The 14199-nt window shown below is 31.3% G+C and carries 17 protein-coding genes; all 17 read left to right on the forward strand.

All coding sequences use genetic code 11. The features are described 5' to 3' along the window. Positions 1-29: 29 nt before the first annotated feature. Positions 30-476 (forward strand): stage V sporulation protein AC, encoded by a 447-nt coding sequence (gene spoVAC, locus CPG45_RS15540; protein ID WP_096233015.1) that lies wholly within the window; start codon positions 30-32, stop codon positions 474-476. A 13-nt stretch (positions 477-489) separates the two neighbouring features. Further along, positions 490-1503, forward strand: coding sequence for a stage V sporulation protein AD (gene spoVAD / locus CPG45_RS15545; RefSeq protein ID WP_096233017.1), 1014 nt, complete (start codon positions 490-492; stop codon positions 1501-1503). 13 nt (positions 1504-1516) lie between these two features. Then, positions 1517-1873, forward strand: coding sequence for a stage V sporulation protein AE (gene spoVAE, locus CPG45_RS15550; protein ID WP_096233019.1), 357 nt, complete (start codon positions 1517-1519; stop codon positions 1871-1873). A gap of 149 nt (positions 1874-2022) precedes the next feature. Beyond that, entirely contained in the window at positions 2023-3165 is a 1143-nt protein-coding gene (locus CPG45_RS15555) for a CCA tRNA nucleotidyltransferase (RefSeq protein WP_231968863.1), read from the forward strand. Continuing rightward, positions 3162-3773 carry a site-2 protease family protein gene (locus CPG45_RS15560; protein WP_096233023.1) on the forward strand — a complete coding sequence of 204 codons (612 nt, stop codon included), beginning with the start codon at positions 3162-3164 and terminating at the stop codon, positions 3771-3773. Before CPG45_RS15555 ends, CPG45_RS15560 begins: the two co-directional genes overlap by 4 nt. Then, positions 3773-4483, forward strand: a complete 711-nt coding sequence (locus tag CPG45_RS15565) for a segregation and condensation protein A (RefSeq protein WP_096233025.1) — start codon at positions 3773-3775, stop codon at positions 4481-4483. Before CPG45_RS15560 ends, CPG45_RS15565 begins: the two co-directional genes overlap by 1 nt. A 4-nt stretch (positions 4484-4487) precedes the next feature. Then, the gene (scpB, locus tag CPG45_RS15570; protein ID WP_096233027.1) at positions 4488-4994 is read left to right on the forward strand and encodes an SMC-Scp complex subunit ScpB; all 507 of its coding nucleotides are present in this window, start codon (positions 4488-4490) and stop codon (positions 4992-4994) included. A 48-nt stretch (positions 4995-5042) separates the two neighbouring features. After that, positions 5043-5756 (forward strand): DUF2953 domain-containing protein, encoded by a 714-nt coding sequence (locus CPG45_RS15575; RefSeq protein WP_231968866.1) that lies wholly within the window; start codon positions 5043-5045, stop codon positions 5754-5756. A gap of 5 nt (positions 5757-5761) precedes the next feature. Then, positions 5762-6211 (forward strand): GerW family sporulation protein, encoded by a 450-nt coding sequence (gene ytfJ, locus CPG45_RS15580; RefSeq protein ID WP_096233029.1) that lies wholly within the window; start codon positions 5762-5764, stop codon positions 6209-6211. A 51-nt stretch (positions 6212-6262) separates the two neighbouring features. Then, positions 6263-7417, forward strand: a complete 1155-nt coding sequence (locus tag CPG45_RS15585; protein WP_096233031.1) for a D-alanyl-D-alanine carboxypeptidase family protein — start codon at positions 6263-6265, stop codon at positions 7415-7417. Between the two features lie 89 nt (positions 7418-7506). Further along, positions 7507-8472: a sulfide/dihydroorotate dehydrogenase-like FAD/NAD-binding protein gene (locus CPG45_RS15590; protein ID WP_096233033.1), complete on the forward strand. Its 966-nt coding sequence runs from the start codon at positions 7507-7509 to the stop codon at positions 8470-8472. Further along, entirely contained in the window at positions 8465-9748 is a 1284-nt protein-coding gene (locus CPG45_RS15595; protein ID WP_096233035.1) for an FAD-dependent oxidoreductase, read from the forward strand. Before CPG45_RS15590 ends, CPG45_RS15595 begins: the two co-directional genes overlap by 8 nt. A gap of 118 nt (positions 9749-9866) precedes the next feature. Next, entirely contained in the window at positions 9867-10574 is a 708-nt protein-coding gene (locus tag CPG45_RS15600) for a pseudouridine synthase (RefSeq protein WP_096233037.1), read from the forward strand. A gap of 17 nt (positions 10575-10591) precedes the next feature. Beyond that, on the forward strand, positions 10592-10969 hold the full coding sequence (locus tag CPG45_RS15605; protein ID WP_096233039.1) for a GNAT family N-acetyltransferase: 378 nt from the start codon (positions 10592-10594) through the stop codon (positions 10967-10969). 12 nt (positions 10970-10981) lie between these two features. Beyond that, a complete protein-coding gene (speE, locus tag CPG45_RS15610) occupies positions 10982-11815 on the forward strand; it encodes a polyamine aminopropyltransferase (RefSeq protein ID WP_096233041.1) in 834 nt (277 codons plus the stop codon). A gap of 4 nt (positions 11816-11819) precedes the next feature. Beyond that, the gene (gene speB, locus CPG45_RS15615) at positions 11820-12686 is read left to right on the forward strand and encodes an agmatinase (RefSeq protein WP_096233043.1); all 867 of its coding nucleotides are present in this window, start codon (positions 11820-11822) and stop codon (positions 12684-12686) included. Between the two features lie 66 nt (positions 12687-12752). Beyond that, the gene (locus CPG45_RS15620; protein WP_096233045.1) at positions 12753-14147 is read left to right on the forward strand and encodes an oxaloacetate decarboxylase subunit alpha; all 1395 of its coding nucleotides are present in this window, start codon (positions 12753-12755) and stop codon (positions 14145-14147) included. Positions 14148-14199: the final 52 nt, after the last annotated feature.

Genomic DNA, 14199 nt, shown 5'->3' on the forward strand with positions numbered 1-14199 from the left:
TTTGGTGCACCAATAATGGAGGTTTTATTATGGAAAAAGATATAAAAAAACAGCAAGAATATAAAGATATAGCACAAAAATACGAACCAAAACCTACGTTATTAAAAAATATGATTTGGGCTTTTATTGTTGGCGGTCTAATATGTGATATCGGACAGATATTTCAAAATCTATTTGTATCACATGGAATGAAGCCTGAACAAGCAGGCACACCAGTTGCTATATTAATGGTTTTTTTAGGTGCATTCTTTACAGGCATTGGTGTTTATGATGACCTTGGGAGATTCGCTGGTGCAGGTTCAGTTGTACCTATAACAGGTTTTGCTAATTCTATTGTATCACCAGCAATGGAATTTAAAAGAGAAGGATATGTATTTGGCGTTGCCTCAAGAATGTTTAATATAGCGGGACCTGTAATAGTTTATGGGGTTGGCACATCAATTCTTGTAGGAATAATTTATTATTTTCTTAAATGAAAGGTGATAAAATATGGCTCTAAAAAGAATTGGATCACAAACAGTTAAATTTGTGAACCCACCTACAATATTATCATCAGGGACAATAGTAGGCCCTAAAGAGGGACAAGGTCCTTTGAAAGATTATTTTGATATGATTTTAACAGATGATACTTATGGAGAAAAAAGTTGGGAAAAAGCAGAATGCAAAATGTTTCAGGATTCTGTGAATCTCGCTTTAAAAAAAGCAAATCTAAATATTACAGATATAGATTATTTAATTGGCGGCGACCTATTAAATCAAATTATTACTTCAAGCTTTGCTGCAAGGCAATTTAATGTACCAACATTTGGTTTATATGGTGCATGTTCTACGATGGCAGAGGGGCTTTCAATAGGCTCAATGCTTATAGATGGGGGATATGCCGACTATGTAATTGCTACAACCGCAAGCCATTTTTCAACAGCCGAAAGGCAATACAGGTTTCCATTGGAACAAGGCATCCAAAGGCCATTTACATCACAATGGACAGTAACGGGCTCGGGCTCATCTTTATTAAGTTCTACGGGAAATGGTCCTTATATTACACATGTAACAACAGGTAAAGTAGTAGACCTAGGAATAAAGGATGCAAACAATATGGGAGCTGCAATGGCCCCTGCTGCGGCCGATACGATAATAGCACATTTTAAAGATACGGGATTTACTATAAATGATTATGACTTAATAATTACTGGAGATATGGCAAGAGTTGGTAAAAACATATTAATGGAATTACTTACAAAGGAAGGCTATGATATTGAAAGCAAATATAAAGACTGTGGTATTGAAATATTTGATGAAACACAGGATGTTCACTCAGGTGGCAGTGGTGCGGGTTGCTCAGCGGTGGTCTTAAATGGATGGCTTTTAAATCAAATTAATAATGGAATTTACAATAGAATTTTATTTGTAGCAACAGGTGCATTATTATCACCAACTAGCGCACAGCAAGGAGAATCCATTCCAGGCATAGCACATGCTGTTACAATTACAGGACATATTTAGGAGGAAGATAAAAATGGATTATATAAGGGCCTTTATTGTTGGCGGTATAATCTGTGTTATAGCACAAATATTGATAGATAAGACAAAATTAACACCTGGACGTATTTTAGTCTTATATGTTACACTTGGTGCTATATTAGGCGGAATTGGCATTTATAAAAAATTAATTGATATAGGTGGCGCAGGTGCTACAATCCCAATTCTTGGTTTCGGTAATTCATTAGCGCAAGGTGCAATAAAAGCGGTAAAAAAAGATGGTATTACAGGTGCTTTTACAGGTGGACTAACAGCAACTGCTGGTGGTATTGCTGCAGCAGTATTTTTTGGTTACTTATTTTCGATTATATTTACACCTAAAACTAAAAAATAAATTATTAAATTTTAAAAGCATAATTGAAAAGATTATGCTTATTTTTTTGTTGAAATATGGTATAATATTTTAAACTGATAATCGTTTGAAGGGTAGGGTTTTATATAAAAAAGTATATATTAGATTTACTTAAGAAAATTTCGGCTGATATGAATGTTAAATCATATATTGTCGGAGGATACATAAGAGACAAGATTTTAAATGTAGAGAGTAATGATATAGATGTTACCGTTGAGGGTGATGGAATTCAATTTGCTTCTGAGTTAAATAAATTTTTAAAAGGTGCATTAGAACTACATCCTGATTTTAAAACTGCATCAATAAAAACGGATGAATATCTAATAGATATCGTGTCAGCTAGGAAGGAATATTATATTCATCCTGGAGCATTGCCAAAGGTAGAGTTTGCCGACATAACAGAAGACATAAAAAGAAGGGATTTCACTATAAACATGTTGGCATTTGACATAGCAAATAATAAATTATTAGATTTATATAATGGTATCGACGATATAAATAAAAAAGTAATTAGAGTTGTCCATAATATGAGCTTCATTGATGATCCGACTCGCATATTTAGAGCTTTAAGATATAGTGGCAGGTTAAACTTTAAAATAGAGCCAAATACCGAAAGATTGATGATACAATCTATTGCTGATGGTTACATTAATAATATATCGTCTGATAGAATTATGAATGAAATATATTTGATATTACTTGAAAACGAACCTGAGACTATCATTGAAAAAATGAAATTTTATTCAATTGATAAAGAAATATTTAAAGAAATTAAGATAAATTCAAGAAGTTTAAATACTTTAATTGATGATGGTAATCTTTTGTTATATAGATTTATATTGATGTTTTACTACATTGACAAAGCAGGCTTAAATTATATATGTGAAAGGTATAATCTTAAAAGCGAATTTTCCAACTCACTAAATTGTCTAATAGAATTAAGAGGAAGATTAAAATTAGTAAAAAATGATAATATTTTAATCTACAATATATTTAAAGACAAGAGAATAGAGATTTTAAAAGCTTTATATATAATGGAAAATGAAGATATTAAAAAAGCTATTGACATTTATTTAAAAAAATTAATGCTATTAAAGCTTGAAGTTGATGGCAATGATATAATGAAATTAGGACTAAAACCATCTCCTATTTATAAGATAATTCTCAGTAAAATTTTTAATAACAAGTTATCTGGTAAAATAAGAGATAAGAAAGATGAATTAAATCTTTTAAAAATATACGTAGAAAAAGTAAAAAGAGGTGAATCAATATGAACTTTATTATAAGTTACTTAATAAGAATACCGGCATTGATAATCGCTATGAGTTTTCATGAATATAGTCATGGTTTTGTTGCTGATAAATTAGGTGACCCTACTCCAAGGCAGAATGGTAGGTTGACTCTTAATCCACTAGCACATATAGATCCATTAGGACTTTTGATGTTATTTATAATCTATTTTGGTTGGGCAAAACCTGTTCCTATAAATCCATATTATTTTAAAGATAGGAGAAAAGGTGTACTTTATGTGTCATTAGCAGGACCTTTATCAAATGTTTTATTAGCAGCAATTACAAAGATTTTACTAAATTTTTTCGTGAATGTTCCTATATTAGGTGCTATTTTATATAGCTTATACAAATACAATTTAGTTTTTGCGGTATTTAACATAATACCTGTACCACCACTTGACGGTTCTAAAGTTTTATGGAGTCTTCTTCCTCCTAAGCAGGCATATACATTTTCACAATATGAACAATTTGGACAGATTGCATTGCTTTTGTTATTATTTACTGGTGTAATTAGCAATATAATGAATCCATTAGTGTATGGTCTCGACACATTAATATCGACTATTTTAATTCCATTTGGGGTGGGATAATGTACAACATAAAGATAGAAACATTTGAAGGTCCTTTCGACCTTTTGTTTCATCTAATTGAGAAAAATGAAATAGATATAAGAGATATTCCTATTGCAAAAGTTCTTGATCAATATATGGAATATTTAAATACTATGCAAGAATTAGACCTTGATGTTACAACGGAATTCATATTAATGGCAGCTACTTTGCTTGAAATTAAGTCCAGTATGCTTTTGCCAAAAGTGCAGGCTGATGGTAGACAGATGGAGATGGAGGAAGCTGATCCAAGAGAAGAGCTCGTGGAGAGGTTATTGGAGTACAAAAAATATAAAATGTTTGCAAATGAGTTAAAAAAATTAAATCTATACGGAATGAGATTTTTTAGAGAAATCCCAGATATAAAGTATATAGATAAGTCATTGTCATTAAAATATACTGCATCTGACCTTAAAAGTGCATATTTAAAGATAACTAATAAATTAAATAATAACATAATGCCGATTAAATATGCAAAAGATAAATTTACAGTAGAAGATAAAATCAAGCAGTTTATTGATAAATTAGTTTTACGACCTTTCATTAAGTTTAGTGAATTTATACGAAATTGTCAAAAGATAGAAAAAGTTGTTTCATTTATGGCTTTGTTGGAGCTTGTAAAATTAAATAAAATTATAGCGGAACAAAATAAAATTTTTGGCGATATTATTATTAAAAGGCAGCAGAGGTGAAAGCATGAATATAGATTGTGTAGTAGAATCGATTTTATTTGCGGCAGGAAGTCCAATTAAATTAAAAACACTTAGTGATGTTTTAGGAGTTTCTATTGATGATGTTAAATCTGCTTATGCGAGATTAAAAAAGTTATATAATGACAATGATCGCGGAATAGATATTATAATGGTAAATAATGCTCTTGAAATGTGTTCAAATGAAAAATATGCAGATTACATAAAGAAGGCTTTAGGACTCGACATAAAACAGGGACTTTCACAGGCTGCACTCGAAGTCCTTTCAATAATAGCATATAATCAACCAATTACAAGAATAGATATAGAAAAAATAAGAGGTGTTAAGTGCGAAAAAGCTCTAAACACACTACTTGAGTTCAACTTAATTAAAGAAAATGGTAGAGTGAATGGGCCAGGAAGAGCTATTTTATATTCAACAACAGATGATTTTCTAAAATATTTTAATTTGCCTTCTTTAAAGGATTTACCACCACTAAATGATGTAACATAGTATTTTTTATATATTTATGAAAAACAATAGAATAAAGAAGGTGTATTAGTGAATTATTTATACATAATAGCATTTTTTATATTTGTTATAATAATGATATATTTTTTACCATTGACAATTAAGATCAAATTTAATAGTATAGGCAAAAATTTTATATTTGATATTTATGTATATGTTCTATATTTTTTTAAAATAGGTTTGTATAACATGTATTATAAAAGTGTAGATGAAAATGACAGGCTTGAAATAGTTATTAAAACTTTATTTGGAATTAAATTATTTAACTTAGTAATTGATGTTGCAAATTTAACTATGAAAGATAAGAAACCAGTTATTGAGTATAATATACATAGAAAATCTCTGTTTAAGATTATACATAAAAAAAATAATAATAAAGTATTTAGCTTTCACGATATAAAAAGGATATTACACACAATGTATATAAACAAAGATAATTTTTATAATACATATATTAATTTTTTAAGGACAATTACATTTAGAAAACTAAATGTTGAAATTACAGAAGGCTTTAATGATGCAGCATTGACTTCAATTTTTTATGGTTTAATCAATGGTATTTTATATCCAGTGGTAACACATATTTATTATAATACTAAATTTTTAGCAAGGCCTCAAATAAGTATTAAACCATATTATGGTAAAACTGTGTTAGAAAGTAGCTTTGATTGCATATTAGATTTTAGATATGGTAATATTATAATTAATGGTATAAAATTAATAAAGAATTTTAAATGGAGGTGATCAGGATGAGTGATCATCCGATAGAAGGTTTAATGAAAACAACAATGGAAAGTCTTAAAGACATGATTGATGTAAATACAATAGTAGGTGATGCCGTAGAAGCACCAGACGGGACGGTGATCATACCGATTTCTAGAGTAACTTTTGGATTCGCTGCTGGCGGAGGAGAATTCCAAAAATCTCAGGACAAAGATAAAAGTCAAGGACAGCAAGATAATCAAGAAGCGAAAATTCCTTTCGGTGGGGGGAGCGGTGCAGGAGTATCTGTGCAACCCGTAGCCTTTATGGTGGTTGGACAAGGTCAAATTAGACTTTTACCTGTTAATCAAAATGCTATGGTGGAAAGAATAATTGATTTGGCGCCTAAATTAATGGAAGAGCTGCAGAATGTATTTGGGAAAAATAAAACATATAAAAAATCTACACCTATAACTGTTACGAATAATGTAGATTAATAATTTAATGCGGGGCATAATGTGAGGTATTTACATTTAAGGAGGACTAAAATGAAAAAGCTAGTAACGTATTTACTTTTAACTAATTTCCTTATGTCCCCTATAACCATTAAAGCTGAAAACATAAAGGTACCACAAGTTGCGGCAAAAGCTGCGATTGTCATGGATCAAAATTCTGGTAGAATTTTATACGAAAAAAATATTAACGAAAAATTGCCAATGGCTAGTACTACAAAAATTATGACACTGCTTTTGGCACTGGAATACGGAAATTTAAATGATATTGTTACAGTAAGCAAAAGAGCTGCAAGTGTAGGAGGTTCGTCAATATGGCTTTCAGCAGGTGAAAAGATATCTTTGTCGAATCTTTTATATGGGCTAATGCTTAATTCGGGAAATGATGCAGCAACGGCGATAGCAGAACATATAGGTGGTAGTGTAGAAAATTTCGCTCGGATGATGAACATTAAAGCTAAAGAAATAGGTGCATACAATACAAATTTTGTTACACCATCTGGTCTTGATATAGGCATAAAAGACCATTACACAACTGCTTACGATTTAGCACTTATTACAAGGTATGCTTTCAATAATTACAGTAAATTTGCTGAAATTGTTTCGACAAAAGAAAAAACAATACCTTGGAGTGGACGCGATTATGGGCGATATTTGAGAAATAAAAATAAGATGCTCTGGCAATATGAAGGCGGAGATGGAGTTAAAACAGGATTTACTAATAAGGCTGGAAGATGCCTTGTTTCATCAGCAACAAGAGATGGGCATAGATTAATTTCTGTAGTTCTCAATAGTGGCCCTATGTGGGATGATTCACAAAATATTCTTGATTATTCTTTTGCAAAATATAAACCTTTAAACATAATTAAAAAGGGCCAAATAGTTAAAACTATAATTGTTCAAAATGGTAAAAGCAAATATCTACCATTGCTTTATAATGATGATTTTACATTGCCTGTTTCAGATGATGAAGTACTAAATATTAAAGTTAATATCGATATACCGAGAATAAAAAAAGCTCCTGTAGGCATAGGAGAAAAAATTGGTAGGGCAAGTATAGTTTTAAATGGCAGCGTCATGGGTTCCATAGATATAGTTTCTGGTAAAACAATTGATGAAAAAGATTATAAGTATAACCTTGAAACAATAATTAAAAATTGGTTAAATTTATTTCAATATGAAAACTCTTAGCAAAATTTGCTAAGAGTTTTTTGTAACTATTTTTTTATTTGAGAATACTTTGATTATGTAAGGCTTTTTTATGTAAGGGGGATGATTAAATGGCGAATAGGCTCGAATGCATTGATGCGGGTAGTGATTATTGTCCATGCTATTTAGCTGAGTTAAACGAGTGTATAACATGTTCGCAACTACAGGGGAAAAAATTTTGTGATTGCAATTGGAAAGGAGTTTGCATATATCAAGAATATGTATGGGCAGGTAATAAAGCTAAGTCAACAAGAAATACAATTTTTTCAAATGTCATTGATAAACAAAAAATAAACGATAGTTTACTGATATTGACACTTTCGGTACCAAATAAAATGGCAAGAGACCTTAATGAACCTGGCTCATACGTATTTTTGAGGGGAGTTTCAAGCCCATCTTTTTTTGATACTCCAATGTCAATTATGTACTCTGATGAAATGAAAGGAATAATAAAGGTTGCCATACAAATCAACGGTCCCAAAACGCGCTTAATTGATGAATGTAAAGGAGAAGTATACTTACGAGGACCATATTGGAATGGATTAATGGGGCATAGATATATAAAAGGTATTAGAAACTCTAAATGTTTAGTTGTTTTAAGAGGAATTGCACAAGCACCTGGCGTTATTGTAATTAATAAACTTCATAAAAATAATAATGACATTACTGTAATAATTGATAAAGGAAAAATTGGAGAGAACTTCATCAATTCAAATTTGTCTGATTTGAAATTAAATATTCTAGAAACGGATTTATTGAGTATTGAAGGGCAAAAACTTTTAAAAAATACGATTGCAGATAATGATATTAAGTTAATATATAGCGGTGGTTCTGATGAACAACATTTGAATATCCTTGATTATATAGATATGTTTAATAATGATGCATATCTTGCAGTATCAAATAATAATACAATATGCTGTGGAGAAGGAATATGCGGTAGCTGTGAGGTACAGATTGATGGACAGAAAATAAGATCTTGCAAAGTTCAGCTCGATGTAAGAAAGGCAATTGAAAGGAGGATTTTACATGCTTAAAGTTGTAGTTATAGGTGGTGGATGGGCAGGATGTGCGGCAGCACTGACTGCCAGAAAGGCTGGTGCCGATGTAGTACTTCTTGAAAAGACTGATATGCTTTTAGGTTGTGGACTTGTCGGTGGTATTATGAGAAATAATGGCAGATATACAGCAGCTGAGGAAATAAAATACCTCGGAGGACAAGAACTTATAGATATAACTGATAAATGTGCAAGACATACTAACATAGATTTTCCTGGACATAAGCACGCTAATTTATACGATATAACAAAAGTAGAACCGGCTATAAGGAATATGCTTTTAAGTAAAGGCGTAAAAATAAAATTTATTTCAAGGGCTGCAGATGTCGTGATGGAGAATAAAAGTAAAATCAAAGGAATTCTTCTTGCAGATGATACAATTGAGTATGGCGACGTCTTTATTGAAACTACAGGCTCAACAGGACCTATGGGTAATTGTTTAAGGTATGGCAATGGCTGTTCTATGTGTATATTAAGATGCCCTTCATTTGGCCCAAGAATAAGTATAAGTTATAGAGCAGGCGTTGATGATATATTAGGTATGCGCTCTGATGAAGTATATGGTGCTTTTAGCGGTTCATGTAAACTTAATAAAGATTCGTTAAGCGATGAAATAAGAGAAAAACTTAATAAAGATGGTGTTGTTGTTTTGCCTGTGCCAGAAGAAGATATAAATATGGATAAATTAAAATTAAAAGTATGTCAACAATATGCGTTACCTGAATATGCTAATAATGTTATTTTGCTTGATACAGGCCATGCAAAATTAATGACTCCATTTTACCCACTGGAAAAGTTGAGAAAAATACCAGGCCTTGAAAAAGCAAGATTTGAAGACCCATATTCAGGTGGAAAGGCAAATTCTATAAGATATCTATCAATGGCACCAAGAAATAACGGAATGAAAGTAAAAAGAATAGATAATCTGCTTTGCGCTGGAGAAAAATCGGGACTCTTTACAGGCCATACAGAAGCTATGACGACAGGATGCCTTGCTGGACATAATAGTGTAAGGTTAGCACTCGGAATGCCATTGCTTGAATTGCCAAGAAATATAGCATCTGGTGACCTTATTGCATATGAAAATGAATGTATTGAGACTAAGGAGGGATTAAAGAATAGATATACATTTGCAGGTGGAGGATATTTTGATAGAATGAAAGCATTAGGATTATATACTACGGACACCGACCTTATTAAAGATAGAATATTGAGAGATAACTTAATAGGAATCTATGAAGAAAAACTTGTGTAAGCGAGCTAAAAATAGGCTCGCTTTTCTTCTAATATTGCCTTCACAATCAAATGATGTTATATTATAAAATATGGGTTATAATAAAATATATAAATTATTGTAATAGGTGTAGATTAGTATGGAAAGATTGCAAAAATACTTAGCGGAATGTGGTATTGCATCCCGTAGAAAATGTGAACAATTAATATTGGCTGGTCTAGTAAAAGTTAATGGATTAATTATTAAAAACCTTGGGTTTAAAGTAAATCCTGATAAAGACATTGTAGAATATAATAATAAAATAGTAAAAAAGATAGAAAAGAATATTTATATTATGTTAAACAAACCGATAGGTTATGTAACAACTGTAAGAGACCAATTTAAACGGCCGTCTGTCATCGATTTGATAAATATTAAAGAAAGGATATATCCGGTAGGACGGCTAGATTATAGTACATCGGGGCTTCTTTTGTTAACAAATGATGGAGAACTTACATATAGATTAACACATCCAAAACATGAGGTCAGTAAGACATATATAGCTAAAATAAAAGATATCCCTGATGCAAATAAACTTAAAAGATTTCGGAGTGGATTGATTATTGACAATCGACTTACCTCAAAAGCCGAAATAGATATTTTGAAGGTAGAAGATAATAACGCAATCGTGAAAATTATTATACATGAAGGTCGAAATAGGCAAATAAGAAAAATGTGTGATGCAATTGGCCATCCAGTTATAACATTAAAACGTATAAAAATAGGTGATTTAAAACTTGGTAAACTTGGGATTGGTAATTGGAGGTATCTAAAAACCGAGGAAATTGAATATCTTAAAAACCTATGAATACAGTGAGGTATATTATGTTTAAAATAGAATTTGCATCTATCAAAGATTTAGAATATATAAAAAACATAGCTAACATTTATAATATTCCATTTCCTTGCGACGTTAACAAAAATATTTTTATGACAGCAATAGATGATAAACCATTTGGTTATATATCTGTCAATATAAAAAATGACACAGCAATAATAACAGGTCATGCAGTATTACCCGAGTATAGAAATAAAGGCTATGGGACAATGCTCCTTAGAGTCATATTGAATAATTTATATAATTTCGGTATTAAAAAAGCAAATGTTGATTTTTCTGCGCATGATGATTTTTATATTTCAAATGGTTTTGAAATAACTGATAATGGTTTATTAGTTGATTTAAATGAACTATTTAAAAAATAAGGAGGAATTTTTATGGAACTATGGTTTACAGAACATCATAATGAGTATATTAATTACTCGCTTAAAATTAAAAAAACATTAAATACTGAAAAAACAGATTATCAAGAACTTGCTATAATCGATACAGAATATTACGGAAAGACACTTGTTCTTGATGGAATATTACAAACGACGGAAAATGACGAATTTGTTTATCATGAGATGATAGTACACGTTCCACTTTTTACACACAAAAATCCTAAAAGTGTACTTATCGTTGGAGGTGGCGACGGTGGTGCTATAAAAGAAATATTGAAACATAAAACAGTAGAAAGAATAGTTCTTGCAGAGATTGATGAGAGAGTTGTCGAAAATTCTAAGAAATATCTGCCATCTATCAGTTATGGTTTAGATGATGAAAAAGTAGAAATTATGATTGGTGATGGTATAAAGTATGTAGAAGAACATAAAAATGAATTTGATGTTGTTATTGTTGATTCCACCGATCCAATTGGGCCTGCGGTAGGACTATTTACAATAGATTTTTATAAATCTGTTTATGAATGCCTAAAAGAAGATGGAATAATAGTTGCACAGACAGAATCACCATTTATATATGGAAAATTGATAAATAAATTAAGCAAAATGTTCAAAGAGATATACCCAATTGTAAAACCATATATTTGTACAATTCCTACATATCCCGGAAGTCTTTGGACATTTACAATGGGTTCTAAGAAATATGACCCTGAAGCAATTGACGTGAATATGATACCTAAAATTAACACAAAATACTATACGCCTGAAATACACAAATCTTGTTTTGTTTTGCCTAAATTTATAAAAGATATATTTGAGGAGGCATAGATAATTGGTTATAAAAGACAATTATACAAATAGCAGTAAATATTTGAGCAGCTTAAATGACTACAATGAATCAGAAATAGTTATTGTTGGAGCACCAATGGATTATACTGTTAGTTTTAAACCAGGCACGCGTTTTGGACCACAGGCAATAAGAGCTGCATCCTTAGGTTTAGAAGAATACAGCGTTTATGTAGACAGAAACCTAAGAGACAAGAAATATTATGATTTTGGCGACTTAACATTGCCATATGGAAATGTTGAAAAAAGTCTTGAGATAATAGGCAAAGCGACACAAGAAATAGTCGAAGATGGGAAAAAGCCTTTATTTTTAGGTGGAGAACATCTTATTAGTGCACCTATTATAAAAGAAGTATACAAAAAATATGGTGATGATTTAGTTGTACTACATTTTGATGCACATACAGACTTGAGAACTAAGTTTTTTGGAGAAGAAAATTCTCATGCTACAGTTTTAAGAAAAGCTACTGAATTTGTCAATAATAAAAATATATATCATTTTGGTATACGCTCAGGCATAAAAGAAGAATATGAATTTTCAGGGAAGAATACAAATATGTTTTTGTTTGATGTTGTTGAACCTTTAAAAACAATAGTTGGTGGTATTAAATATAATCCTATTTACATTACGTGGGATATAGATGTCTTGGATCCTGCATTTGCACCTGGTACGGGTACACCTGAACCCGGCGGTATAACTTCAAAAGAAGCACTTGAGGCAATACATATTTTAAAGGATTTTAATGTAGTTGGCATGGACTTAGTAGAAGTATCACCAGATTACGACCATTCAGGTATAACTTCAATTCTTGCTGCGAAATTGATTCGTGAATCAATTTTATCATTCTTATAAAGACCACATTGTGGTCTTTATTTTTATTACAATAATAGTATAATATATAATGAGGAGGAATTTTTTATGTCTAAAATAAAAATAACTGAAACCGTATTAAGAGACGCACATCAATCACTTCTCGCAACAAGGATGACAACAGACGAAATGCTACCAATCGCTGAAAAGCTTGATGAAGTTGGATATTATTCACTTGAAGCATGGGGTGGAGCTACTTTTGACGCATGTATGAGGTTTCTCGATGAAGATCCTTGGGAAAGATTAAGAGCGCTAAAAAAGGTAATAAAAAAAACACCGATACAAATGCTTTTAAGGGGTCAAAATATATTAGGGTATAAACATTATCCCGATGACGTAGTTACAGAATTTGTGATGAAATCGGTTGAAAATGGAGTCGATATTATTAGGATATTTGATGCATTAAACGATGTTAGAAATCTTGAAACAGCTATAAAAGCTACAAAGAAGGCTGGTGCACATGCGCAAGCTGCTATTGTATATACAATAAGTCCAGTACATAACATTGAACATTATTTAAAAGTCGCTAAGTCATTTCAAGATATGGGTGCTGATTCAATATGCATAAAGGATATGTCAGGCATTTTAACCCCATACACTGCTTACGATTTGGTAAAAGCACTTAAAAGTACAATACATATCCCATTACAATTGCATAGTCACTATACTGCTGGAATGGCAGCTATGACATATTTAAAAGCTATCGAAGCAGGTGTTGACGTAGTAGACACAGCCATTTCTCCATTAGCATTGGGAACTTCTCAACCAGCTACTGAAACCATAGTGGCTGTTTTACAAAATACTGAATATGACACAGAGCTAGACCTTCGCTTGCTATCTGAAATAGCGGATTACTTTAAGAAAGTAAAATCTAATCATACAAAAGGGAATGATTTGTCATTGCTTATGGGTGTCGATACTGACGTACTACACTATCAAATTCCAGGTGGTATGTTGTCAAATTTAATATCACAATTAAAACAACAGAATGCCTTATATAAATATAATGAAGTATTAAAAGAAGTTCCATGTGTTAGAGAAGATTTAGGATATCCTCCTCTAGTTACACCAATGAGTCAAATGGTTGGAACTCAAGCGGTCTTAAATGTCATAACAGGTGAAAAGTACAAAATAGTTCCTAAAGAGATAAAAGATTATGTTAAAGGGCTTTATGGTAAACCACCTGCGCCGATTTCCGATAAGATACGAAAAATGATTATTGGAGACGAAGATGTTATTATTGAAAGGCCAGCAAATTTATTAACACCTCAGCTCGAAAATATAAGAAATGAAATGAAAGAGTATTATGAGCAGGAAGAGGATGTACTATCATACGCACTATTTCCACAGGTCGCAATAAAGTTTTTCGAATATAGAAGAGCTAAAAAATATAAAATTGATTCTAGCCTTGTGAATATGGATGATGAAACATATCCAGTTTAATTTTAAAAGATACTATAGATTCAAATATCTATAGTATTTTTTATATCAAATT

Source organism: Thermoanaerobacterium sp. RBIITD (genome assembly GCF_900205865.1).
In the GTDB taxonomy this organism is placed as follows: Bacteria; Bacillota; Thermoanaerobacteria; order Thermoanaerobacterales; family Thermoanaerobacteraceae; genus Thermoanaerobacterium.

What these genes read in the sequence shown, in the direction of transcription:
- spoVAC (WP_096233015.1), top strand. Translation starts at nt 30, where the DNA reads ATGGAAAAAGATATAAAAAAACAGCAAGAATATAAAGATATAGCACAA.
- spoVAD (WP_096233017.1), top strand. Translation starts at nt 490, where the DNA reads ATGGCTCTAAAAAGAATTGGATCACAAACAGTTAAATTTGTGAACCCA.
- spoVAE (WP_096233019.1), top strand. Translation starts at nt 1,517, where the DNA reads ATGGATTATATAAGGGCCTTTATTGTTGGCGGTATAATCTGTGTTATA.
- CPG45_RS15555 (WP_231968863.1), top strand. Translation starts at nt 2,023, where the DNA reads ATGAATGTTAAATCATATATTGTCGGAGGATACATAAGAGACAAGATT.
- CPG45_RS15560 (WP_096233023.1), top strand. Translation starts at nt 3,162, where the DNA reads ATGAACTTTATTATAAGTTACTTAATAAGAATACCGGCATTGATAATC.
- CPG45_RS15565 (WP_096233025.1), top strand. Translation starts at nt 3,773, where the DNA reads ATGTACAACATAAAGATAGAAACATTTGAAGGTCCTTTCGACCTTTTG.
- scpB (WP_096233027.1), top strand. Translation starts at nt 4,488, where the DNA reads ATGAATATAGATTGTGTAGTAGAATCGATTTTATTTGCGGCAGGAAGT.
- ytfJ (WP_096233029.1), top strand. Translation starts at nt 5,762, where the DNA reads ATGAGTGATCATCCGATAGAAGGTTTAATGAAAACAACAATGGAAAGT.
- CPG45_RS15585 (WP_096233031.1), top strand. Translation starts at nt 6,263, where the DNA reads ATGAAAAAGCTAGTAACGTATTTACTTTTAACTAATTTCCTTATGTCC.
- CPG45_RS15590 (WP_096233033.1), top strand. Translation starts at nt 7,507, where the DNA reads ATGGCGAATAGGCTCGAATGCATTGATGCGGGTAGTGATTATTGTCCA.
- CPG45_RS15595 (WP_096233035.1), top strand. Translation starts at nt 8,465, where the DNA reads ATGCTTAAAGTTGTAGTTATAGGTGGTGGATGGGCAGGATGTGCGGCA.
- CPG45_RS15600 (WP_096233037.1), top strand. Translation starts at nt 9,867, where the DNA reads ATGGAAAGATTGCAAAAATACTTAGCGGAATGTGGTATTGCATCCCGT.
- CPG45_RS15605 (WP_096233039.1), top strand. Translation starts at nt 10,592, where the DNA reads ATGTTTAAAATAGAATTTGCATCTATCAAAGATTTAGAATATATAAAA.
- speE (WP_096233041.1), top strand. Translation starts at nt 10,982, where the DNA reads ATGGAACTATGGTTTACAGAACATCATAATGAGTATATTAATTACTCG.
- CPG45_RS15620 (WP_096233045.1), top strand. Translation starts at nt 12,753, where the DNA reads ATGTCTAAAATAAAAATAACTGAAACCGTATTAAGAGACGCACATCAA.